The sequence below is a fragment of the Gordonia heveisoli genome (assembly GCF_030315745.1).
Taxonomy (GTDB): Bacteria; Actinomycetota; Actinomycetes; order Mycobacteriales; family Mycobacteriaceae; genus Gordonia.
Genome location: NZ_JASXSH010000009.1, coordinates 126,653 through 149,791, shown reverse-complemented (window position 1 = coordinate 149,791; position 23,139 = coordinate 126,653). Strand labels below are relative to the sequence as shown.

Here is a 23,139-nt window from a genome sequence, read left to right as displayed (position 1 = left end):
ATCCGCGACCGTCAGCGCTGGCACCGTGGGCAGTAGTAGACGACGCGGTCGGCGTCGGTTGCTGTGTCCGACAATCGCCCCTGTTCGATGACGGTCGCGCACCGGCGGCACAGTCGGCCGGCCCGGCCGTATACCCAGGTGCGGGCATGCGGGGCGGCCTGACCGGTCGTGGAGCGGGCAGGGCGATTTCGGTTGTCCCACAGTAGCCGTCGCGCCAGGTCGACAATTTGTTCGGTGTTTGTTTGTTCGACGGGTCGGGTGGGTGGCGTCCGCGCCAGGAAACAGATCTCGCTGCGATAGACGTTGCCCACCCCGGCCATCACGCGTTGGTCGAGCAGCGCCAGTCCGACCGGACGATCGGGATCGGCGGCCAGCCGGTGCAACGCCTCGGCGCGATCCCAGTCGTCGGCCAGAAGATCTGGTCCGAGGTGGGCGACGCAGTGGTCGGGATCGGTGGTGAGTTCGAGGATGCCGAGATTTGCACCGACCGCCTCGTAACCATTGGCGCGCAGAATTATTCGGGCTTGGAATGTCGGCCGCCGCCAGCGCTGGCCCAGGCGATGAACATCCCAGGTGCCCTCCATCTTCAGGTGTGAATGGATGCTGCTCGGCGGTGCGCCGTCGTCGGCCGCGTCGATGTCGATGAACAGATGTTTGCCGACCGACCGGACCGCCCCGACCCGACGTCCGGTCAGATCGATCGTGGCGAGCTTCGGCACCCGGAAATCGCAATGGTCGAGCGTCGCGCCGGCGAGCGCCCTACGCAGCCGGGACGCGGCCTGATACACCGTGTCTCCCTCAGGCATGCAGGCCGTACCGCAGCCGGACCCCACGGGGAGTCGTCGCGAAACCGGCCTCCACGAATGCCTTTCCGGCATCGGTGCCGAGCACCCCGGTGCCGTCGACCTGATCGATGGTGAGGCGCTGGATTCGGCCCGCCCGCACCGTGTCGGCCAGCGCGCCTGCGGCGTCACGGAGCAGAGCTGGGTCGGCGGTGAAGGTCAGGACGGTCTTGCCGCCACGTTCGACGAAGATCACCGCGTGACCGTCGACGACGACCACGACCGCCCCCGGCTTTCGTCCGGGTCGGTGGCCGGACTCCTGGTTGCCGCCCGTCGGCCACTCCAGGGACGCGCCGAACGGGTTGGCCGGGTCCGTTGCGGCGAGCACGGTGACGGTAGGTGCCCTATCGCGGCTGCGGTTGTCGAGTGCATGCCGGCGAAGTTCGTCGACGGTGGTGGGTCGCGCGAACTGTGCCCCGCCGAGCCCGTCGACGTAATAGCCGCGCCGGACCTGGCCGTTGTCCTCGAAGACGCTCAGCGCCTTGTAGATTCGGGCGAACCCGCCGGGTATCCCTTCACCTGCTACGTTGCCGCGCAGCACCACCCCGTAGCGCACCAGGAGTTGTTCGCAGATCGCCTGGGTGGCGACTGTCGGGTCGATCGTGTCGGCTTCCAGTCGGTACCAGCGACCACTGGTGGTCGGTGCCGAGGCCGTGCGGGTGGCGGCCTGCTCGGCGAGGTAGCGGGTGCTCAGCCGTTGCGGTCGGAGCCGGGGAGCGCGACCGCGGATGCGATGGGCCGGGGTCGAACGGGCGGCAGGCGAACTGCGAGAACCGGTGCGCCCCGCGGCCATCAGCGCGCGCACCGCACCGAAGGAATCGTTGCTGACCTGCCCGGCCCACACCAGATCCCACAGGGCCGGTTCCATCAGGGTGGAGTCCGGGTCGCCGGTGAATTGCGCGAATCGCAGTGCGCCGCCGGGTGCCAGCGCGCTCACGATGTGCCGATGGGGCTCCGCCATGTCGATATCGTCGGCGGGCGGCAGGCTGACCGCCAGCAGATCGGCCGGATGGAAGGCGACCCAACCGTCCGCGGAGCCGATCCGGCCGTGGCCCGACCACACCATCTCGCCGGATGCCAGCAGTTCGTCCAGCATCGCCGGAGTGTAGTCGGCGACTCGCGCGGGCAGGATCAGTGATTCCCAGGCCGACGCGGGTAACGGATGCCCGGCGAGTTGGTCGAGCACCGTGGCGACGCCGTCGGTTCCGCTGAGCCGCGTGTCGGCGGCGAGGTGGTGCCAGCCGGCCAGGAACCGGGTGAAGGTGGCCGCGTCGACGGGGGCCGCGTCGGCACGACCGGCGGCCAGTGACCCGCGACGGATCTGGCCGAGGACATCGGCGTGACACCACTGGGTCGACGGTGTCCGCCCGCCCTCGGTGCCGACGGCGCCTACCGGAAGGAAGTCGCCCTCGACGACCTTTCGGTCGGCGGCCAGTCGGACCAGGGTGTCCCGGACAACCGCCACGGCCATGCCGAGCGAGTGCGCCGCCTCGGCGACGGTGAACGGACCGTTGGTCCGCGCATACCGGTGCACGAGATCGGTCACCGGGTTCGGCACAGGTTCGGTGAATGCGGCCGGGACGCCGAGCGGCGCGGGCACCCCCAGAGCGTCGCGGAGCCGGGCGGTGTCCTCGACGGCCGCCCACAAGGGACGTCCCTGATGAATCACCGAGATGATCGCGCCGTCCCGGTGCAGATCGGCGAGTACCGCGGCAGCGTCGTCACCGCGATAGCGGGCGTCGACGTCCTCGGTGCTCAACGGGCCGAGCCAACGAAGCAGATCGACGACATCCTGCGCGTCGCGGGCGGCTCGATCGGGGTCGAGACGTTGTAGGCGGGCGACGACGGCGGCGATCACCGCCGGGTCGAGTAACTCGCGGAGGTCGACCCGGCCGAGCAACTGGGCCAGCAGGCTGGTGTCCAGGGAGAGTGCCGCTGCCCGGCGTTCGGCAAGCGGCGCGTCGTCGGCGTAGAGGAAGGCACCGACGTACCCGAAGAGCAGTGCCGCGGCGAAGGGCGACGGCGCGGGGGTCTCGGTTTCGATGATCCGGATCCGGCGGGCGGCGATACCGCGCAGCAGCTCGGTGAGGGCGGGTAGGTCGTAGACGTCCTGGAGGCATTCCCGAACCGCTTCGAGAACAATCGGGAAGTCGGGGAACTGTGAAGCCACGGACAACAATTGGGCCGACCGCTGGCGTTGCTGCCACAGCGGCGCCCGCCGTCCGGGATCGCGCCGGGGGAGCAGCAGCGCCCGCGCCGCACATTCGCGGAAGCGGGAGGCGAACATCGACGAATCGGCCAGTGCGTCGGTCACCAGCTGTTCGATCTCCTCGGGATCGACGACGAAGATCGAGGCACCCGGCGGTTCGTCGTCGGTGTCGGGCAGGCGCACGATGATGCCGTCGTCGGAGGCGGTGGTGGCGCCTGCCAAGCCCAGCGTTTCCTGCAGTCGGGCGGAGATCGCGCTGGCCCATGGCGCATGAACCCGTAATCCATAGGGCGAGTGCAAGATCACCCGCCAGTCACCCAGTTCGTCACGGAATCGCTCGACGACGAGCGTCCGGTCGGTCGGCAGATGTCCGGTCGCCTCTCGCTGTTCGGCGATCAGCGCGGCGAGGTTGTCCCGTGCGTATGCGGTGAGGCCGAGGGCGTCGGCGCGGTTGGTCAGTTCCGCCTCGTCGGCCACCGAACCCACGAACCTCCCGATGGCGGCGCCGAGTTCGGCCGGGCGGCCGACGTTGTCGCCGATCCAGAACGGCAGCCTGCCAGGTTGTCCGAACGCGGGGGTCACCAGCACCCGGTCGTGGGTGATGTCCTCGACCCGCCAACTCGTCGCACCCAGGGCGAAGACGTCGCCGACGCGGGATTCGTAGACCATCTCCTCGTCGAGTTCGCCGACGCGCGTCGGCTTCTCACCGACCATGAACACCCCGAACATGCCACGGTCGGGAATGGTGCCGCCGGAGGTGACGGCGAGGCGTTGTGCCCCGCGACGCCCGGTGAGCACCCCGGCGTCCCGGTCCCAGGTCACGCGGGGGCGCAGTTCGGCGAATTCGTCGGAGGGGAATCGGCCGGAGATCAGATCGAGGGTCGCGTGATAGACGTCGCGGCCGAGGTCGCGGTAGCCGGCGGCGCGGCGGACGACCTCGTACCAGTCCTCGACGTCGAGATCATCCATGGCCGCGGCGGCGATGGTGTGCTGGGCCAGGACGTCGAGCGGATTCTGCGGAATGCGGATCTCCTCGATCTGCCCGCCCAGCATGCGTTCGACCGCGACGGTGCAGTGGATGAGATCGGTGCGATGTTTGGGATAGAGCACGCCCTGGGAGATCTCGCCGACCTGGTGGCCTGCCCGCCCGATCCGCTGCAATCCGCTCGCCACCGACGGTGGTGCCTCCACCTGGATGACCAGGTCGACGGCGCCCATGTCGATCCCGAGTTCGAGGGAACTCGTCGCCACCACACAGCGCAGCCGCCCCGATTTGAGGTCGTCCTCGATGTCGGCGCGCTGCTCCTTTGAGACCGAGCCGTGGTGGGCGCGTGCGAGGGTCGTCGGGGCGCCGTGGGCGGTCCCGCTGGCCATGATGTGGGCCGGGGCGCCGCCGGGTACCTGCGGATTGGCGGTCGCGTCGAGGCTGGTGCCGGTGCGCTGGGCATGGATCTCGTTGAGGCGGGCGGTGAGTCGTTCGGCCAGTCGTCGCGAGTTGGCGAAGACGATCGTCGCCCGGTTCGCCTCGATCGCATCGACGATGGAGGCCTCGACATGTGGCCACAACGAGCCTGCGGTGGGGGAGAAGGCGTCATCGAGTTCATCGGTGTCGTCGGCGGGCGGCGGGATATTGGCCATATCCGGCACCGGCACATCGACACGCAGATCGAAGGTCTTGGCGGCCGGCGGTTTGACGATGCGATAGTCGCGCGCCCCGGCGAGGAACCCCCCGACGGCCTCCGGCGGGCGAACCGTCGCGGACAGCCCGATGCGCTGGGCCGGCCGGTCCAGCAGCGCGTCGAGGCGTTCGAGTGACAGTGCGAGGTGAGTGCCGCGTTTGGTACCAGCGACCGCGTGGACCTCGTCGACGATCACCGCCTCGACATCGGTCAGCGTCTCGCGGACCGACGAGGTGAGGATGAGGAACAGGGATTCCGGTGTGGTGATCAGGATGTCTGGTGGCTTCTTGGCCAAGGTGCGCCGCTGCGCGGCCGGCGTGTCACCCGAGCGCAGCCCGACGGTGATCTCCGGCTCGGCCAGCCCGAGTTCTTGCGCGGCGCGGGTGATCCCGGTCAGGGGTGCGCGGAGATTGCGTTCGACGTCGACCGCCAGCGCCTTCAGCGGCGAGATGTAGAGCACCCGGGTGCCGCGGGGGCGGTCCGGCTCGGCGGCCAGCCGGTCCAGTGCCCACAGGAAGGCCGACAGCGTCTTGCCGGAACCGGTGGGTGCGATGACCAGGGTGTTGTGCCCGTCGGCAATGGACGCCCAGGCTCCCTCCTGAGCAGGCGTCGGCGCGGTGAACGCGCCCTCGAACCACCGCCGCGTCGGGGCGGTGAATCGCTGCAGGACCGATGCGTTGCGCGCCACCTTGCCATCATCCCTCACACCTATGACAGCACCCGGTATACAGTCGACACACGCCAGTGTGGGAAATCCGGTGTGAATCCGGAACGGTCGCGCCACTGTGAGCATTGATCGGTAACGATCGTCGCGAAGTCAGGATGCCGCGCTGGGCTGCCCGGCTCGACCAAGAACTGCCGACGCGAGATCGGCGAAAGGACAACTGATGACCGCTTCGACCAAGTCCGCAACCCTGGCGGTGGCCAAGCCCCGGGCCCTCGCGGTGCCCGACGTCTCGGCTGCCTCGGCCGCGCTGTGGCTGACCTTGACGCTGGTGTTCGCGGCGATGGCCTACTACTTCCTCGGCTACGACCAGGGCGCTGTGTCGATCTTCGGCTCGGACACCCACGTGCACGAGTTCGTGCACGACGCACGCCACTTCCTCGGCTTCCCCTGCCACTGACGCGGTCGAATTCGGGAGATAACAGCACATGGAGAAGCGGTTCATCGGCGCAGGTCTGTTCGCGGGTCTGATCGCCGGAGTTTTTGCGTTCCTGTTCGCACGCGTGTTCACCGAGCCGGTGGTCGCCAAGGCCATCGACTACGAAGAAGCACGATCGGCGGCCGAGGAACATCTGGAAGCGGCTGGTGGCGGCCATTCACACGGGGAGGGCGGCGAGCTCTTCACCCGAGCCATGCAGGAGAACCTGGGTGCCGGGGTGGGCACCCTGGTGTTCACCGCGTGTATGGGCGCGTTCTTCGCGGTGGCGTTCACCCTGCTGTGGGCGTATCTCGGCCGACGCTACCCCGCAACCGACCCGCGTGCGGTCGCGGCGGCGCTGGGTGCGATCGGGTTCATCGCGGTGTTCGCGGTGCCTTTCCTCGCGTATCCGGCCAACCCGCCTGCGGTCGGCGACGACGACACCATCGGTGAGCGCTCCGGCGCCTTCCTGACCATCACGCTGGCCTCGGTGATCTTCGCGATCGTGGCCGTGGTGGCGGCGCTGTGGCTGCGCCCACGGATCGGCGGTCTGGTCGCGGGCGTCTGCTCGGGAGCCGGGTACGTCGTCGCGGTCGCCATCACGATCGCACTGCTACCGAGCTTCGACGAGGTACCCGGACCGGTGGTCGGCCCGGATGGCGTGATCACCCTGTCCGGCTTCCCGGGCGACGTGATCGGGGACTTCCGGGTGTACGCGATCGCGACGCAGATCATCGCCTGGACCGTCCTGACCGCGGTATTCGCGCTCGTGATCGGCTACCTGGCCCGGCGTGACGCGCAGGCGGGAGCACGCGCCGCCGTCACCGCCGCCTGACTCGGGTCGCAACGGTGCACATCATCACCGCCGGCCGGACCGCGCCCAACCGGGCGGTCCGGTTCGGCGGTGATCTGTCGTTGGACGACGGTGGTCGGCGCAGCCTTCTCCGGTTTCGCGATCGTGATCTCGCCGGACCGATCGGGTCGCTGGACTCGATCGTCTGCGGGCCGGAGGTCGCCACCGGCGAGTCCGCGAGATTGCTGTTCGGTTCGGTGCCGGTGGACGACGCGCTGCGCACCCTCGACGTCGGGGCATGGACGGGACGGGCACCCGAGGAGATCGACCCCGGTGAACTGGCCGTATGGTTCACCGACCCCGGCTGGGCAGGCCATGGCGGCGAGAGTATCGCGGGCTTCGTGCACCGGATCCACACCTGGCGCGATCAGGCCCACGCGGTGCCGCTGGCCGTTGTCGCCATGCCCGTCGCGCAGGCGCTCCTGGCCGACGACCCGGCCGGCTACTTCGCCGTCGAGGTCCGTCCGGCCGCGCTGCATCACCTCTGAAACAGTTGCTTCGATGTGTTCCTTTACATCCCAAGTGACACCTGACACAGTGTAAAACTGAAACAGGTTTTAGTTCTTGAGGATGTGAGGTAGCGATGTTCGAGTGGTCCGACGAAGACCTGATGGTGCGCGACGCGTTGCGGGCGTTCATCGACAAGGAGATTCGTCCGCATATCGATGAGCTGGAAACCGGTCAGCTGCCACCCTACGACATCACCCGCAAGCTGCTGTCGACCTTTGGGGTGGACGCGATGGCCAAGGAGGCGCTGGAGAAGGAACTCGCCGCCGAGGCCGAGGGGAAGAAGCCGTCGGTCGGCGCGGGTGGCGGTGGCATGTCCGGTTCGATGTTCATGATCGTCAATATCGAGCTCGCCGGTGTCTGCCTCGGGCTGGTGGGCTCGATGGGTGTCAGCATGGGCCTGACCGCATCGGCGATCCGCGGCAAGGGCACCCTGGCGCAGAAGAAGCGCTGGCTGCCCGAGCTGGTGACGATGGAGAAGGTCGGCGCGTGGGCGATCACCGAGCCCGACTCCGGCTCGGATGCCTTGGGCGGTATGAAGACCACGGTCCGTCGCGATGGTGACGACTACGTTCTCAACGGCCAGAAGACCTTCATCACGAATGGCCCTCATGCCGATACGATCGTCGTCTTCGCCAAGCTCGACGACGGCTCCGGCACCCCGATGCGCGACCGCAAGGTCCTCTCCTTCGTCCTCGACAAGGGGATGTCGGGACTCACGCAGGGCAAGGCCTTCAAGAAGATGGGCATGATGAGTTCGCCGACCGGCGAACTGTTCTTCGACAACGTCCGCCTCGGCCGCGACCGGCTGCTCGGCGAGACCGAGGACACCGGATCGGATACGCGTGGATCCGAAGGTGCCAAGGCCGGTTTCACCGCCGAACGCATCGGGATCGCGGCCTTGGCCCTCGGCATCATCAACGAATGCCAGCGTCTATCGATCGACTATGCGAAGACCCGCAAGCTGTGGGGTCAGGAGATCGCGCAGTTCCAGCTCATCCAGCTCAAGCTGGCCGAGATGGAGGTTGCTCGCATCAACGTGCAGAACATGCTGTTCAGCGCGATCGAGCGAGCCAAGGCGGGCAAGCCGATGAGCTTGTCGGAGGCATCGGCGATGAAGCTGTACTCGTCGAAGGCCGCCACCGACGTCGCGATGGAAGCAGTCCAGCTCTTCGGCGGGAACGGCTACATGGCCGAGTATCGGGTGGAGCAGCTCGCCCGAGATGCCAAGTCGCTCATGATCTATGCCGGCAGCAACGAGATCCAGGTCACCCACGTCGCCAAGGGGCTGCTGCGCGGCTGACCAAGCAGGCTACTCGGCGATCATCAGCACGATCAGCGCGATGTTGAGCGTCACGATGATCGCCGAGGCAGCCGCGGCGGTGATGCGCAACGGTCGTCCGTCGGCGAATTCGCCCATCACCGACCGATTGGCGGTCAGCCTACCCAGCGGGATGATCGCGAACGGTATCCCGAAGCTGAGGACGACCTGGCTGATCACCAGCGCCCAGGTCGGCTCGACGCCGACCCAGAGCACGGCCAGCGCCGGGATCAGGACAACGGTGCGGCGCACGAGCAGCGGCACCCGGATGTGCAACAGTCCCTGCATGATCGAAGCGCCCGCATAGGAGCCGACCGAGGTGGCGGCGAGTCCGGAGGCCAGAAGTCCGATGGCGAAAACCGTTGCCACCACGGGACCCATCTCGGCGTGTACCGCGTCGTAGGCGCCGTCGATGGTGTCGGTGCCCTCTTTGCCGCGCAGGTTCTGGGCGGCAAGCAACAGCAGCGAGATGTTCACGACGCCCGCGATCAACAGCGCGACGACGACGTCGAGTTTCGTCACCTGGACCAGCCTGCGCTTCTCGGCGGTGCTGTGGTTGCTGCCGTGCCGGTCGATCACCAGCGATGAATGCAGGTAGATCGCGTGCGGCATCACCGTCGCACCGAGCATGCTGGCCGCGAGCAGGACGGTCTCCGGGCCGTCGAGTCGCGGGATCATCCCGCCGAGGACGTCGGCGGCCGGTGGTGGATTGATGACCAAGCCGGTGAGGAAGCCGACCACAACGACCGCGAGCAAGGTCAGGATCACGCGTTCGAACACCCGCTGCTGCCGCGGGTTCTGCAACAGCAGGATGACCATCGAGACCACGCCGACGATCAGTCCGCCCACGACCAGCGGAAGGTCGAAGAGTAGTTGCAGTGCGATCGCACCGCCGACGATCTCGGCGAGATCGGTTGCTGCGGCGACGATTTCGGCCTGAATCCAGTAGGCGCGCCGACTGTTTTTCGACAATCGGTCACCAAGCAGGGCGGGCAGGCTCCGTCCGGTGACGATGCCGAGTTTGGCCGACTGATACTGGATGAGCATGGCGATGACATTGGCCATCACCAGGACCCACACCAGCAGGAATCCGTAGCGTGCGCCCGCGGTGATGTTCGCCGCGACGTTTCCCGGGTCGACATACGCGATGGCGGCGACGAATGCCGGACCAAGGAGGGCGGCGTTGCGAACCTTCGCCGAACTCGGCGTGTACTGCGCTGCGCGGAGCGATGCCATGCCTCAATCTGGCACATCGACGCCGCGGTTTCAAGCGGAACGAAACAAAGAGTTCGGGTCGCCGAAACCTTGTGACCGGATCACCCGGAAACCTCCGGTGAATCAGCCGCGAGCCGCCAGACCCGGTCGCGTGACATCGGCAACTCGGTGGGCCGTACCCCGATGGCGCGCCGGATGGCGTTGGCCAGCGCCGGGGCGACCGGATTGTAGGGGGATTCGCTCATCGACTTCGCCCCGAATGGTCCCAGATCGTCGCTGGTGTCGGCGAAGTAGACCTCGGTCACCGGGATGTCCGCCATCTGTGGCACTCGATAGGTGCGGAACACCGAGGTCAGTGCGGTGCCCTTGCCGTCGAGCATGATCTCCTCGTAGAGCGCCGAGCCGATACCCTGCGCGACGCCGCCCTCGACCTGACCGAGACACTGCTGCGGGTTCATCACCGTTCCGGCGTCGGCGGCCTGGACCGATTGCAGAATCCGCACGACACCGGTCGGGCGGTGTACCGCGACGCGGAACGCCTGCACATTGAAGGCGATCGACCGCAACGCGCCGTCCTCGCGTCCGACCGCGACGAGTCGACCGTCGCGACGGACCACGGTCGGGGCGGCCGGAGCATCGGCAGTGGACGCGTCGAAGGTCGAAGCCATCTCGATGAGCTGCCCGAAACCGATCCGCCGGCCCGCGGCCAGCACGCCGTCGGCGTCGAGGAGTACATGTTCGGGTGCGCATCCGGTATGTGCGATCGCGGCCGTCAGCAGTGCCTCCGACAAAGCGGTACAGGCCGCGTTGACCGCCTTTCCCGCCACCGTGATACCCGCCGAGGCGAAGGCGCCGGTGTCGTAGGGGGCGGCGTCGGTGTCGCCGTGACTCAACCGGATCCGGTCGGCAGTGGTGTGCAGTACGGTCGCCGCGATCTGGCTGTGCACCGTGGTGGTGCCGTTGCCGAATTCACTTGTGCCGACCCCGATGTGGTAGATGCCGTCGGCGTCGAGCGCGACTTCGGCGTGCGAGTGGTGACCGCGCGGGGCCAACGTCGCGATGGCCGCGATGGCCATGCCCTCGCCGACCGCCCAACCGGGTCCGTCCGGCGCCGCGACCCCGTTGCCGCGGGCCAGGGCGGCTTCGGCGAGATCGAGACACTGGTCGAGCCCGTAACTGCCGTAGATCAGGTCGGGTTCGGGATCGGCGTGGGCGATGAGTAGTGGGTCGCCCTCGGCCACCGCGTTGATCCGACGCATCCGGAACGGGTCGACACCGGCTTTCACCGCCAGTTCGTCGATCGCGGACTCGATCGCGAAGATGACCTGCCCGAGGCCGTAGCCGCGGAAGGCGCCCGACGGTGGGTTGTTGGTGTACACCGCCTCGGCGTCGATGCGTTTGACCGGGCAGTTGTACACCGACACCGACTCCGCGCAGGCGTGGAACATGACGCCGATGGCGTGATTGCCGTAGGCACCCGTGTCGGACAGGACGTCGACCTTCATCGCGGTCAGTACCCCGTCCGCGTCGGCGCCGAGTTCGACGTCCACCCGGAACGGATGTCGCCATGTGGTGCGGGTCATCTCGTCGGTGCGGCTCATCTCGTAGACGCATGGCCGACCGGTCCGCAGCGTGGCCACCGCAACCAGATCCTCGGTGAGCATCTCCTGCTTGCCGCCGAACCCGCCACCGACTCGTGCGGAGAAGACCCGGATCTGGTCGGTGGGCAGGTCCAGCAGCAGCGCGAGTTCGTCGCGGACGAGAAATGGCACCTGGGTACTCGTCCGGATCACCAGCCGGCCGTCGTCGTCGATCCAGCCGATGCTGCCGTGGGTTTCCAACTGGGCGTGCGACACCCGCGCTGTGCGCCAGGTTCCGGTCACCCGGAACGCCGACGCGGCGAGCGCGGCGTCGGCGTCACCGCCGAATCCCTGATGGAAGGCCGCCACCACATTGCGATCGGCCTCGGCGACCCGGTCGATCGGCGTGCGATCGGGATGCAGCAGCGGGACACCGGGACGACGGGCCTCCTCGGGATCGAAGACCGCGGGCAACTCGGCGTAGTCGACGGCGATCAGTGCGCAGGCGGCTTCGGCGACGGCGGCGCTGATCGCCACCACCGCCGCCACGCGCTGCCCGACGAAGCGGACGACCGGATCGAAGACGAGGGTGTCGTCGGGATCGTCCTCGCGATGCTCATGGCGGCCCGTCGAGAATCTTCGGGTGCGGACATTCTCGTGCGTCAGAACGGCTTCGACACCCGGCAACGCGGCGGCTGCGGAGATGTCGATGGCGCGGATGCGCGCATGCGCGACAGTCGCAGGCAGCACCCGGATCACCAGCGCGCCGTCGACGTCGACGTCCATGGTGTACGGCTCGGTGCCGGTCACGACGCGACGTGCGGCGAGCGGATGTGTCGAGGTCCCGACGAGGTGGCTGTCGGATGACCCGGCTGTGGGGCCGCTCGCGGTCGGCTCGCAGGTCTCCGTGCGGACGGCGGCCGTGATCGAGTCCCGGATCGACCGATAACCGGTGCAGCGGCAGAGATTTCCCTTCATCCGCCGGGGTAGGTCGTCGAGGTCGTCTGGGCCGAGTGTCGATGCGGTGACGATCATCCCGGCGGTGCAGAATCCACACTGGAATCCGAAATTGTCGACGAAGGCGCGCTGGGTGGCGTGCAGGTCGTCGGGTGTGCCCAGGCCGGCCACCGTGGTGACCGCACGCCCGGCGGCCCGCTGTGCCGGGTAGATACACGAATGCACCGGGGCGCCGTCGACGAGGACCGAGCAGGCGCCACAATCGCCTGCGTCGCAGCCCTTTTTGACCTCGAAATGACCGTGTTCACGTAGTAGCGTGCGCAGACACTGTCCCGGGGTGGGGGAGGCATCGACGTTTTCGCCGTTGATCTCGAACCTCATCGCGACCCCCCGGTGGCCAGCTCGGCGCGGATCTCTTCGGCGAACTCCGTCGCCGTCGCCCGCCGCCAGTCGGCGTTGCCGAGCGGATCGGTGTAGTAGTCGTCGAGGGAGCCGACGTCGGCGCGCAGCGTGGCGGGGTCGGGGAGCGCCGGATAGCGCAGCACATGCGGCCGCCAGGTGGCCGCCGTGACACCGACGACGACGCCGCCGTCGGGAGCGAGGCGTCCGGTCACCACCGTGCCAGACCGGCCGTATTCAGCGAGGGCGATTCGGCGGAACGCGGTCTGCGACCGAAGCGCAGACCCGGGGATGTCGATGGCGCGCAGGACTTCCCCGTCGTCGAGGGAATTGGTCCCGTTGCCGGTGATCAACTCGGCCACCGGGAGATCACGAGTACCGCCGTCCGGTGTCCACACATGCGCGGTGGCGTCCAGGCCGACGGCCAGGGACACCATCGAGGCCGCCGCGAAAGACCGGCAGATGTTCCCGCCGACGGTGGCCGTCCGCCAGATCTTGAAGGACGCGAGCAACGCGTGCGCGCACTGATTCAGGAGCGGGTGTGCCTGCCAGAACGGTTGTGCGGTCACGTCGGCGAGTTCGGCGATGGTGCAGGTCGCGGCGACGCGCAGACCACCGTCGGCGAGGTCCTCGGTGGCCGGCCAGTCCATCGAGCTGATGTCGACCAGACCAGTGACCGCGGGCTGGGGCTCGGAGAACAGCCAGGTCCCGCCGGCGAGAATCCGCTCGCCGGGTGCCAGCGTGAGATCGGCCCGGGTGCGGGCGAATCGGTATCCGGTGATGGTGTGCAGGTCCATGAGGTCACCCGGCCCGTTCGAGTAGCCGGCGATGCTGGTCGGCCACGTCGGCGGCGACCTCGCCGACGTCGACGGTCAGTAGCTCGCCGTCGGCGACGATCCGATTACCGTGTACCCACGACCCGCGGATCGGTGGTTGGGCGCCCAGCACGAGGGCGGCGACCGGATCGTCGATCCCGCGGTGGCTGATGGTTCCCAGATCCCACAGCACGAGGTCGGCGAATTTGCCCACCTCGATAGAACCGATCTCGGCGTCCCGACCGAGAACTCGTGCGCCGCCGATGGTGGCCAGCTCGATCGCGGTCCGCGTGGTCAGCGCTGTCGGACCGCCCCTGGCGCGCGCCATCAGGACGGCCTGGTGTGCTTCGTCGAGCAGGCGGGCTGATTCGTTGGATGCGGCGCCGTCGACACCGAGCCCGACCGGGACGCCGGCGTCGAGGAGGTCGCGAGTTCGGCAGATGCCGTTGCCGAGGCGGGCGTTGGAGGTTGGGCAGTGGGCGATTCCGGTTCCGGCGGCCGCGAGCCGCGCGATCTCGTCGTCGTCGAACTCGATGCCGTGCGCGAACCAGACATCGTCACCGATCCACCCCACCGACTCCATGTATTGCAGTGGGGTGCAGCCGAACTGCTCTGCGCAGTAGTCGTCCTCATCGGTGGACTCGGCCAGGTGGGTGTGCATGCGCACGCCGAGTTCGCGGGCCAGGAGCGCCGATTCGCGCAGCAGGTCGGTGCTGACCGAGAACGGCGAGCACGGCGCGAGTCCGATGCGGACCATCGCTCCGGGGCGCCGATCATGCCATCGGGACACCGCAACGGCGCTCGCCGCCAGGATCTCGTCGATCGTCTGCACCACCGAATCCGGGGGCAGCCCACCGTCCTTGCGTGAGCGGTCCATGGATCCGCGGGTGGCGTCGAAACGCAACCCGAGCTCGGCCGCGGCCCCGATCTCCGCGCCGAGCAGATCGCCGCCGTCGTGCGGGAAGACGTAGTGGTGGTCGGTCGTCGTCGTAGCGCCGGACAGCGCCAGCGCACTCAGGCCGCCGAGAGCGGCCGCGGACACCGCGTCTGCGTCGATGCCTGCCCAGATCGGGTAGAGCGTCGTCAGCCACTGGAAGCGGTTGTGATCGGCGGCCAGTCCACGAGTGATCCACTGATAGAGATGGTGGTGGGTGTTGACCAGCCCGGGGGTCAGCACCGCATCGGTCCCATCGACGCGGTTCACCTCGACGGGAATCTCTCCCGGATCGGGATTGATCGCGACGATCGATGCCCCGTCGATCAACACCGACCCACCCCGCAGTTCCCGGCGCCGGGCGTCGACCGTGATGACGTGGGCGTTCTCGATCAGCGTCGGCGGGCTCACCCCAGAAACGCTACGACGATCGTGACTCTTCTGCTTGCCGAGTCGCGGCAGACACGGTGCCGGCCGCCGCGGACGCTCAGGTGACCGGTCCGCACGACGTGGTGAGCATCACGGTCCTGGTCGCAGGTTTTGCGCCGGCTGGTTTTAGCGATTGTGGACCGGAGGTTGGCGATGCCTTAATCGGGAGACCGGCCCGGCGCATGGGTCCGGTGGCCGCATCGACCGACATGCGACGAGAAATGATCTTGGGGTTCTCCCCGGGGTGGGGGGAAACGATGACAGCGATACTCATGACACGGGTAACTGCGACGCGGATCAGAGGGCGCAGCGTCACCGCTGCTCGTCGGACGGCGGGTGGCCGGTGGCGAGCGGGAACGAGAGCGTTCACCGCTGTCGCGGCCGGCGCGCTGTCGCTGGCCGTCGCCGCCATTCCGGCCGGTCCGGCTGCGGCCGCACCGGTCCCGATCAACGGCGTTCTGTCGATCAGTGCGGGTTCGTGCGCGGGCGGCTCGGCGACCGGCTCATTCTTTCGGATGATCCTGCCCGAGGGCTCGTCGTCGGGGCCGTTCCTGGCCAACGGCGAATCGGCATGCTCGGACAAGACGATCACCCTGCTCGCGCCCGGCACCGACGGCGGGCTGCGCAGCGGCGGATATCAGCCGCAGCCCGGGCAGGCTTTCGACGCTCAGGGCAACGCGTTGTCCGGCAGCGTTACCCGCCCGGTCAAGTTCTACGGCGTCGGATTCGCGACCGCGACCAACCCGCAGGACCCGCAGACCGGGCGGTCCACCTCGACGCCCCGCCTCTACATCGACGGCACCCGGATCACCGGCGATCTGAGCGCGTTCGGCGTCACCTGGAACAAGCAGGTGTTCAACCAGGGATCGCCGAAGCCGGGCGGGCAGTATTCGGGAAAGACGACGCCGGTGCGCGGGCAGTACGACGCGGCGACCGGAACCTATGTCATCGAATGGACCAGCCAGATCGTGGGTGGCCCGTTCAACAACTTCACCGGACTCTGGCATCTGACCGGTCGGGTGTCGGGTGCGCACCCGGCGGCGGCGCCCGCACCGGTGACACCGGGCCAGGGAACCGGGGCGGCCCCCGCGCCGGGTGTCCCGGGACAGCCCGCACCCGTTCCGGCCGATCCACGGTCGGGCGTAACGCCACAGGCGGTGGCCCCGGCGGCCGCGCAGGCGCCGCCGACGGTGGCGAACAATGTCATCGTCAAGGCGGACAAGAGCGACGATCTGACCGCCAATCGCTGGTTCGTCGCGGCGCTGGTGTTGCTGACCGTCATCGCCACCGCCGTCCTGACCAACGCCGACCGCCTGTTCGGCCGTGTCCGTCGCAACGGCTGACGGGGCCGACGCCGCCGGGCCGGTGCTCGCGCTGCCGTCGGCGCCTGCCATCACCCGCGGCGTCGCGACCCGGTTCCACCGCAACCGGATTGCGGGGATCGCGCTGCTGGTTGTCGGTGTGGTGCTGAGCATCGGGACGCTCGCCGGCGGGATCTTCGGCGACGTCGCCGCGGGGCGCCAGATGCTCGACACCTTCGAACCGCACCTGCAGGTCGACGCGATGGCCGGCTATCGGTCCGACGTGGCTCTGCTACGTGCGGCGGGTGTGGGTCTCGACCGCATCTATACGGCCGAACATCTGTCGCCACAGGATTTTCCGGCGGTGGACGACTTCCGCAGACAGGCTCCCGCGATCAGCGCCCGCGCCGATGACCTGTTGTCCCGGATCACCACGTCGGTGGCCGATCATCGCCGGCTCTCGACGGTGGGTGGCCTGGATCGAATCCCGTTCCTGCTCTTCGTCGTCGGACTCGTCGCGATCGTGGCCGGAGCAGTGGTCCTGGTGGGTGGGCGCCGGGCCGCGGTCCGCGCGCTCGTGGCGACCATGGTGGCTGGTACGACCTTGGCGCTCACGCCGTTTCTGGGTGGGTTGGCGTCCGCGGCGGGGGCAGGTGACCGGTTGGTCGGCAACCTCGCGCCGGTGATGAACCCGGCCCAGGTGCGCGTGCTGCAGAACGACTTCGTGGTGGTCGTCAGTGCGATGGGGGTACTCGACACCGATTTTCGTGCGGTTGCCGCGCCGGGGCCAGATCGCGAGAAAGTCGCTGCGTTGCAGCAGAACTGGTCCACCGTGTCGGGCGATCTCGCTCGTCTGGTCGGCGACGTGAACGACAACATCGACAACTATCGGGCGCTGGCGGACCTCAATGACGCCACCGCAGGCGTCGGGGTCTCCGGATTCCGGGCGTTGCCCTGGCTGCTGGTCGGTGCGGGGATTGTCACGGTTGCGACGGCGCTGGTCGCGTGGCCGAGGAAGAGGAAGAACACATGAGGAAAGCACTACGTCTGCATCGCCGGTCGGCGCGTGTGGCCGGACTCGCCGTCGCGGCGGTGCTGGTCGCCACCGGGGTGAGCGCCTGTTCGGACGACTCGTCGTCGGCGCCCGACGGCGAACTGGTCGGATTGTTCCGCCTGACGCCTGGGTCGGCCACCGGGTCGACGGTCACCGGTACCTACTTCCGGATGATCCAGCCGGGTGGTACCGCGGACGCCGGGCCGTACATGATCAATGCGAATTCACCGGCGGACGGCGGCCGGGCCACCATCCTGGAGCCGGGTACCGCGGGCGGACTGCGGACGGGTGGCTACCAGACCCAGCCGACCCCGGCGTTCGGTGTGGACGGGGATTCACTGGCCGCGTCGATCACCAAGCCCACCAAGTTCTTCGCCGTGGAGTTCAGCATCTCGACGAATCCGGTCGACCTCCAGTCCAGAGCCCAGGTGGCGCCGCCGACGGTGCGGGTGCAGGACGGGAAGCTGATCGCCGACCTGTCGTCCTGGTCGGCGTCGTGGAACAGGCAGGACTTCAATCAGGGAGCGCCGAAGCCGGTGTCGCGTACCGGGGCACAAGCCCCCGGCCAGCAGGGCGCGCGTAAGGCGTGGGACTGGGTGGCCGGCCGTTGGCTGGAGACGGCGCCCGCGTCGCAGGTGGCCGGTGACAGTGCGGTCGGGACCTACGACCCCGACTCCAAGAAGTTCACCTTGGAGTGGACGAGCCTGATCGAGGGCGGACCGTTCAACGGCTTCCTCGGCAAGTGGCATCTCGAAGGCGTCTTCGAGCCCGCGTCGCGGGCACCGGATCTGGCGGGGGAATGATGAGTACGAACACGGAATTCGGGCCAGGAGAACTGGATTCGGGATCTTCTGACCCGGCGGTGTCGTCGGGATCGACCACCGAGATACCGATCGGCACCCGGCACCGACGGCCGCGGGCGGTGTCGATCGCGCGAGCCGTCGGCGCGGGTGTCGTCGTCGCCGTGATCGGGGTGGCGGTGCTGGCACCGTCGGGCGGACAGACACACGGTTACCGACTGGTGGGGCAGGAGCAGAACGTCGAGGCGCCGGTGGTGCCGTCGAGTGTGGCGGTGCCGGGGGTGACTCTGCCGGGTGCGGTACCCGCGCCACCCGCCGGTGTCGGGGGTGCCGGGATCCCGACGGCTTCGACCCCGCTGGCTACGACCCCGCTGGGATCCACACCGCTGGGAGGTGCACCGCCGCCGACCGGTGGAGTTCCGTTGGCGACCACACCCGGTACCACCGCCTTCCCGGGCGCGGCACCCCTTCCCCTGCAGAAACCGTGTTCGGTGGGCTGGCCCGCACCAGGTCCCGACCAACAGGGTGGCTTGCAGTCGATGATCGGCATCGCACCGGCTTTCGGGCCGTTCTCCTCCGAGGCGTTCGCGCTGGGGTCGGTGTATCAGCCGGTGCTGCAGTTGGCCGGGCCGTTGCTGGCCGAGATTGAACCGCTGATCGCGGCCAACTCCGCCTTCCTGACCCCGGTGATCGCCAAGGTGCAAGCTGTCGAAGCAATTGTGCTGGAAGCGATCCTGCCGTTCTACGGTCCTTATCGGCAGCAGCTGCTCGACTCCGAAGTTGCGCTTGGGCGGATACTGACACCGATCTTGCAACGCTTCTACGCCAGCGATGTCGCGAGTTGCTTTGTCGCATGGCAGGCGCAGATCATCAGCCGCGCCAAGGGCAAACCGATCCGGGTTGCCTCGTTGAGCCGGCCGGGCACGATCCTGCGTCTGGGACCGCGTCCGTGACGGTGACGGTGGGAACCGATCTCGGCGATCCCGCGGGGGCTCCAGGTGGCGAGGGGCCAGATCGTGAGAGTCCGGTCGGCGTGGGCGCGGCCGGGCTGCGCGTGGTCGATGCGGTCAAGACGATCGACGGAGTCCGGATATTGGACGGGGTGTCCTTCGGCGCATCCGCGGGCCGGGTCACCGCGCTGCTCGGCCCCAACGGTGCGGGAAAGTCGACGGTGCTGCGCGCGCTGATCGGGCAGGTAGGCCTCGACAGCGGTCGAGTCCTGGTGGAGGACCGGCCGTTCGGTGGGCATCGTCGGCCGGTTCGGGTGGTCGGCGTGCTGCCGGCCACCGACGAGCTGCATCCCGGACGTACCGCGACCGGGCACCTGCGGACGGTGGCGGCAGCGGGTGGACTATCGCGCGATCGGGTCCGGTCGGTGCTGGCCACGGTCGGGCTGACCGATTTCGCCGACGTCCGGATCGGGGAGATGTCGTTGGGGACACGACAGCGGCTGGCGCTGGCGGTGGCGTTGATCGGCGATCCACGCATCCTGATCCTCGACGAACCGCACAACGGTCTGGATGCGGCGGCGATTCGCTGGTTGCGGACGGTGTTGCGCCGCTACACGGCCGCCGGCCGCACGGTTCTGATCGCCAGTCACCTTCTGGGTGAGCTGCAACATCTGGCCGATGATCTCGTCGTGATCGACGACGGTCGGGTGGTCGCGGCGGGCGGGATCGACGCGCTCGTCGGTGGCCGACATGCGCGTGCCACCGCGCCGGGATTGCTCGAGGAGTGGTATTTCGGGATCGTCGGGGTGGTGGCATGACCGCGGTGCACATGCCGGCCCGGCTGGTCGACACGGAGCTGGGATACGCGGTCCGTGCCGAGCTGGTCAAGGTCGCCACCCTGCGCGGACTGTGGGTCACATGGGTGATCGGTGTCGTGCTCGGGCCGATCATCACGCTGGTGATCGTGGGGACCGACGGCCTGGGCCCGGACGCCACGGTGGCGTCGGGGGCGGTCGGCGGCATCCTGATACCGCTGCTGGTGTGGGGTGGTTGGGCGTCGTGGCTGTCGGCGGGTGAGTACAGCTCGCGCACCGTTGCGGCCGCCGCCGCGCTGGTCGGTGACCGAACTCGGCTGCTCGTGGCCAAGATGCTGGCGGCGGCGCTGCTGATCGGCGCGGGTGCGGTGATCGCGACGGCCTGCTCGGCGGCAGTGGTGGTGGTCGCGGCACCCCCGTCAGCCGTCGGCACCGGACCGGTGCCGGCGCTCGCGTGGGTTCCGGTGGTGGCGGTAGCCGTGGCGTTGGTCGGGGTGTCGGCGGGCTTTCTGCTCCGCTCGGCGCCGACCGCGGTCGCCATGGTCGGCGCGGCCCTGCTCATCCCCAAAGGTGCCGGGGGGCTGCTCGGCAGATTCGAACCGTGGATCGTGGGCGCGAGCCCGTCGACGGTGCTCAGCGAGGTGATCGGGGGAACCGAGACGGTCGAGGCGCAGCAGTTCCCACTCGGGGGTGGCGCGGCGCTGGCCGTGGTGATCGCGTTCGCCGTCGTCGTCTTGGTGATCGCGGCCGCCGTGGTGTCCCGGCGTGACCTCTGACCCTCCGGTGAATCGTCGGGTCAGATGGGTTGCTCGATGAAATCGCGCCGACTGCGGGGGATCGCGAGCGCCGTGATCGCCGCAAGGGCACATGCGCCGAGTGATATCCCGGCGGCCCATAGGTAGGCGGTATCGGTGGGTACTTCGCCGGGTCGGCCGTCGGGCAGGACGACCGGGATGACCGACGATGTCAGGATCATTCCCACCACGGCCGCCGAGGTCGACGTTCCGACGACCCGCATAAGGGCATTGACGCCGTTGGCCTCACCGGTCTGCTCGACCCGGACCGACGCCATGATCAGCGCGGGCATCGCCGAGTACGCGATACCCAGACCGGCGCCGATCAGGCATCCGACGGCGATCATCAAGCCGATCCCCATCTCCCACGGGCCGCTCAGGGCGACGATGAACACGACATAGCCCAGGCCGATGACGACACCGCCGAGTGCCAGCGAGACCCGCGGACCGAAGCGTCCGGTGATATGTCCGCTCAGATGCGACAGCACGAACATCACCAGGCCGCTGGGCGCCAGGACGAGACTCGCCGCGAGCATGCCGAGGCCGAGACCGTTGGGACTCGTCGTCGGGGCCATCAGGACCTGAATCGGGATCAGCTGCATCGAATAGAAGGCGAAGCCGGTCGCGATCGACGCGACGTTGGTGAGCAGCACCGGTCGGTGGACCATCACGCGCAGATCGATGAGCGGCGCGCGCCTGCGTAGCTCGGCGACGCACCAGCAGGCAGCGACGACCACGAATCCGCCGAAGAAGCCGAGGGTGAGGGGATTCGACCAGCCCCACGCCGACCCCTTGGACAGCGGCAGCAGCAGAAAGGTCAGCATCGCGGCCAGGCCGACCGCGCCGACGACATCGAATCGTCCGCCGGTGCGGGTGGGGCTGTCGGGGACGGTGAGGGCGATGCCGACCGCTCCGGCGATGCCGGCCACAGCGCACACCCAGAACAGTGCGTGCCAGCTGAGGTGTTCGGCGATCGCGGCGGAGAACGGCAGTCCCAGCGCGCCGCCGACGCCGAGCGAGGCGCTCATGGTGCCGACCGAGGAACTCAGGTGCCGGGCGGGCACGATGTCGCGCATGACGCTGATACCCAGCGCGATGGTGCCGAAGCCGAGTCCCTGTAGACCGCGGCCGACGAGGAACGGGACGAGGGTGGTGGACAGGGCACAGACGACCGAACCGATGGAGACCGCGGCCATACTGCCCAGCAGTGCCAGGCGTTTGCCGTACATGTCGCCGAGCCGGCCACCGATCGGGGTCGAGACCGCACCGACGAGCAGGGTGATGGTCAATGCCCAGGAGGCGTTGGGGGCGTCGGCGTGTAGCAGGTCGGGTAGCTGGGGGATGAGCGGCACGATGATCGTCTGCATGAGCGCGACGACGATGCCCGCCGCGCACAGCACGGCGACGGCTACTCGGGGATGGTGTTCGTGGGTGACCGCGTCATCTGGAGGTGAACCGATGTCGGTGCGGTCAGACACCGTGCCGTCGGATTCGGTGCCGTCGGATTCGGCGCGCTCGATCCGAGGGGTCCCGCTCACGATGTCTCATACCTCCGCACGGATCGTATCCCGGGGTGGCACCGGATCGGCGCGGGGTCCCATGGGCCGGCCTCGGCCGTCGGATACCGCTCAGGAAAGGGCGGTGCGTGCGTGGACGGCCGCCGGCCAGCGTGGTGCGATTCCGTCGCCGGAGGACACCCCGCGCACCCGGCGCGAGATCCACGGCACCAGGAAGGTACGCACCCACTCGGCTTCGGTCCGGTAGTGATCGAGTCGGGAACCGGTGCCGGGTTGCGGCTCGAGTGCCACCGGGTTGATCGCGTGTGCGACGTCGAGAACGTCGAGCACCTCGGCTGCCATCCGCTCATGGCCGAGGGCGGACATGTGGAGTCGGTCGGTATCCCACATGCGGTAGTCGTCGTAGCCGTCCAGCCGCCAGAAGTCGAGGAGTGTCAGGCCGTGCCGGTCGACGACCTCCCGCAGCAACTCGTTGTACACCGCGGCGCGGGGGCGCATCCGGCCGAAGACCGGTGCCCAGCCCGAGTCGTAGGCGCTGAACACGACGACCTGCGCGCCGGTGGCGGCCAGCTTGCCCAGCGCTGCGTCGTAGCGGGCGATCATGGCGTCGATGTCCAGCGACGGACGCATCAGGTCGTTGCCGCCGGCGTAGATGGTGACCAGATCTGGGTGGAGTGCGATGGCCGCGTCGATCTGCTCGTCGATGATCTGGTCGAGCAGGCGTCCGCGGATGGCCAGGTTGGCGTAGGTCAGCTCGGGTGAGGTGACGGCGAGCTGTTCGGCCACCCGATCGGCCCAGCCGCGCAAGCCGTTGGGGCGGGTGGCATCGGGATCGCCGACACCTTCGGTGAACGAGTCACCGAGTGCGACAAAATTCTTGTAGACAACGTTCTCCGACTGGCCGTCGACCACGCCCACACCTTCCGCTCGCCTCACGAATTCGGCCCCAGGCTAGCGACGATCCCGACATCCGGGCAATGCGCGGGCATCGGAATCGGGCCGTTCGTCAGCGCGCCGTGGCGGATG

18 protein-coding genes and 1 riboswitch are annotated in these 23,139 nt (G+C 68.5%); of the genes, 10 read left to right on the top strand and 8 right to left on the bottom strand.

Going from position 1 to position 23,139, the window contains the following annotated elements:
- Window positions 1–11 precede the first annotated feature (11 nt).
- Window positions 12–806: a DNA-formamidopyrimidine glycosylase family protein gene (locus QSJ18_RS10330; RefSeq protein ID WP_286326307.1), complete on the bottom strand. Its 795-nt coding sequence runs from the start codon at window positions 804–806 to the stop codon at window positions 12–14.
- A complete protein-coding gene (locus tag QSJ18_RS10325; protein WP_286326306.1) occupies window positions 799–5,418 on the bottom strand; it encodes an ATP-dependent helicase in 4,620 nt (1,539 codons plus the stop codon). Before QSJ18_RS10325 ends, QSJ18_RS10330 begins: the two co-directional genes overlap by 8 nt.
- Window positions 5,419–5,479: 61 nt before the next feature.
- A riboswitch (cobalamin riboswitch) is annotated at window positions 5,480–5,557 on the top strand.
- Window positions 5,558–5,617: 60 nt separating this feature from the next.
- Here QSJ18_RS10325 and QSJ18_RS10320 point away from each other — a divergent pair.
- The 4 genes from QSJ18_RS10320 to QSJ18_RS10305 all read left to right on the top strand — a co-directional run bounded on the left by QSJ18_RS10320 (window position 5,618) and on the right by QSJ18_RS10305 (window position 8,535).
- A complete protein-coding gene (locus tag QSJ18_RS10320) occupies window positions 5,618–5,854 on the top strand; it encodes a CbtB domain-containing protein (protein ID WP_286326305.1) in 237 nt (78 codons plus the stop codon).
- A gap of 28 nt (window positions 5,855–5,882) precedes the next feature.
- Window positions 5,883–6,707, top strand: a complete 825-nt coding sequence (locus tag QSJ18_RS10315; RefSeq protein ID WP_286326303.1) for a CbtA family protein — start codon at window positions 5,883–5,885, stop codon at window positions 6,705–6,707.
- A gap of 14 nt (window positions 6,708–6,721) precedes the next feature.
- Window positions 6,722–7,213 carry a histidine phosphatase family protein gene (locus tag QSJ18_RS10310; protein WP_286326301.1) on the top strand — a complete coding sequence of 164 codons (492 nt, stop codon included), beginning with the start codon at window positions 6,722–6,724 and terminating at the stop codon, window positions 7,211–7,213.
- A gap of 95 nt (window positions 7,214–7,308) precedes the next feature.
- The gene (locus QSJ18_RS10305; RefSeq protein ID WP_286326299.1) at window positions 7,309–8,535 is read left to right on the top strand and encodes an acyl-CoA dehydrogenase family protein; all 1,227 of its coding nucleotides are present in this window, start codon (window positions 7,309–7,311) and stop codon (window positions 8,533–8,535) included.
- Window positions 8,536–8,544: 9 nt separating this feature from the next.
- Here QSJ18_RS10305 and QSJ18_RS10300 read toward each other — a convergent pair whose 3' ends face one another.
- The 4 genes from QSJ18_RS10300 to QSJ18_RS10285 form a co-directional block, all read right to left on the bottom strand.
- Complete coding sequence (locus tag QSJ18_RS10300) at window positions 8,545–9,789, bottom strand: Nramp family divalent metal transporter (RefSeq protein ID WP_286326298.1); 1,245 nt, start codon at window positions 9,787–9,789, stop codon at window positions 8,545–8,547.
- An 80-nt stretch (window positions 9,790–9,869) separates the two neighbouring features.
- The gene (locus tag QSJ18_RS10295) at window positions 9,870–12,686 is read right to left on the bottom strand and encodes a molybdopterin-dependent oxidoreductase (protein WP_286326297.1); all 2,817 of its coding nucleotides are present in this window, start codon (window positions 12,684–12,686) and stop codon (window positions 9,870–9,872) included.
- Window positions 12,683–13,501, bottom strand: coding sequence for an FAD binding domain-containing protein (locus QSJ18_RS10290; protein WP_286326296.1), 819 nt, complete (start codon window positions 13,499–13,501; stop codon window positions 12,683–12,685). Before QSJ18_RS10290 ends, QSJ18_RS10295 begins: the two co-directional genes overlap by 4 nt.
- Window positions 13,502–13,505: 4 nt before the next feature.
- Window positions 13,506–14,864 carry an 8-oxoguanine deaminase gene (locus QSJ18_RS10285; RefSeq protein WP_286326295.1) on the bottom strand — a complete coding sequence of 453 codons (1,359 nt, stop codon included), beginning with the start codon at window positions 14,862–14,864 and terminating at the stop codon, window positions 13,506–13,508.
- A gap of 290 nt (window positions 14,865–15,154) precedes the next feature.
- On the opposite strand from QSJ18_RS10285, the gene QSJ18_RS10280 reads away from it, so the two are divergent.
- The 6 genes from QSJ18_RS10280 to QSJ18_RS10255 are packed head-to-tail and all read left to right on the top strand — an operon-like array spanning window position 15,155 to window position 20,578.
- The gene (locus QSJ18_RS10280) at window positions 15,155–16,225 is read left to right on the top strand and encodes a hypothetical protein (RefSeq protein WP_286326294.1); all 1,071 of its coding nucleotides are present in this window, start codon (window positions 15,155–15,157) and stop codon (window positions 16,223–16,225) included.
- Window positions 16,206–17,216 carry a hypothetical protein gene (locus QSJ18_RS10275; protein ID WP_286326293.1) on the top strand — a complete coding sequence of 337 codons (1,011 nt, stop codon included), beginning with the start codon at window positions 16,206–16,208 and terminating at the stop codon, window positions 17,214–17,216. The genes QSJ18_RS10280 and QSJ18_RS10275 overlap by 20 nt, the downstream gene beginning before the upstream one ends.
- Window positions 17,213–18,040: a hypothetical protein gene (locus QSJ18_RS10270; protein WP_286326292.1), complete on the top strand. Its 828-nt coding sequence runs from the start codon at window positions 17,213–17,215 to the stop codon at window positions 18,038–18,040. The genes QSJ18_RS10275 and QSJ18_RS10270 overlap by 4 nt, the downstream gene beginning before the upstream one ends.
- Window positions 18,040–18,990 (top strand): hypothetical protein, encoded by a 951-nt coding sequence (locus tag QSJ18_RS10265; protein ID WP_286326291.1) that lies wholly within the window; start codon window positions 18,040–18,042, stop codon window positions 18,988–18,990. Before QSJ18_RS10270 ends, QSJ18_RS10265 begins: the two co-directional genes overlap by 1 nt.
- Complete coding sequence (locus QSJ18_RS10260) at window positions 18,987–19,805, top strand: ABC transporter ATP-binding protein (protein WP_286326290.1); 819 nt, start codon at window positions 18,987–18,989, stop codon at window positions 19,803–19,805. Before QSJ18_RS10265 ends, QSJ18_RS10260 begins: the two co-directional genes overlap by 4 nt.
- Entirely contained in the window at window positions 19,802–20,578 is a 777-nt protein-coding gene (locus QSJ18_RS10255) for a hypothetical protein (protein ID WP_286326289.1), read from the top strand. Before QSJ18_RS10260 ends, QSJ18_RS10255 begins: the two co-directional genes overlap by 4 nt.
- A 20-nt stretch (window positions 20,579–20,598) precedes the next feature.
- Here the strand turns inward: QSJ18_RS10255 and QSJ18_RS10250 are convergent, their stop codons facing one another.
- Both QSJ18_RS10250 and QSJ18_RS10245 read right to left on the bottom strand, forming a co-directional pair.
- On the bottom strand, window positions 20,599–22,074 hold the full coding sequence (locus tag QSJ18_RS10250; RefSeq protein ID WP_286326375.1) for an MFS transporter: 1,476 nt from the start codon (window positions 22,072–22,074) through the stop codon (window positions 20,599–20,601).
- Window positions 22,075–22,224: 150 nt separating this feature from the next.
- Window positions 22,225–23,025: an SGNH/GDSL hydrolase family protein gene (locus QSJ18_RS10245; protein ID WP_286326288.1), complete on the bottom strand. Its 801-nt coding sequence runs from the start codon at window positions 23,023–23,025 to the stop codon at window positions 22,225–22,227.
- Between the last annotated feature and the right edge of the window lie 114 nt (window positions 23,026–23,139).